This is a genomic window from Pollutimonas rozaliensis, from assembly GCF_048751585.1.
GTDB lineage: Bacteria > Pseudomonadota > Gammaproteobacteria > Burkholderiales > Burkholderiaceae_B.
On sequence record NZ_JAZHOB010000036.1, the window covers coordinates 1 to 397 of the forward strand.

General features: G+C 67.8%; 1 pseudogene. It reads left to right on the forward strand.

Annotated features, from left to right (window positions below):
- Positions 1–397 (forward strand): annotated as a pseudogene (locus V0R37_RS21860) (succinate dehydrogenase/fumarate reductase flavoprotein subunit); the annotation flags it as partial.

The following is a 397-nucleotide window of genomic DNA, read 5'->3' on the forward strand; positions in this document are numbered from 1 at the left end:
GGGCTCCAACTCGCTGACCGAGCTGCTGGTCTTTGGCCGCTTGGCCGGGGAGCAGGCCAGCCAGCGGGCTGCCCGCACCGACTGGGTTGCGCTGCCGGTCTTGCAGGCGCAGGCCCAGCGGCAGCAGGCGCGGTTGGCCACGCTCTGCGATGGCCTGGGCAGCGGTGAATCCTGGGTGACGCTCAAGCACGCCATGGTGCAGGCCATGGAGAGCGGCTGCGGCATTTACCGCACCGAAGCAGGCATGCAGCAGGCATTGGACACCCTTCGCCAGCTGCGCCAGCGCTATGCCCAGGTGCGGGTCAGTGACACCAGCAAGATTTTCAATACCGAGCTGCTGGAGTGCCTGGAGTTTGGCTACGGGCTGGAGATCGCCGAGGCGTCGTGCCTGGCCGCG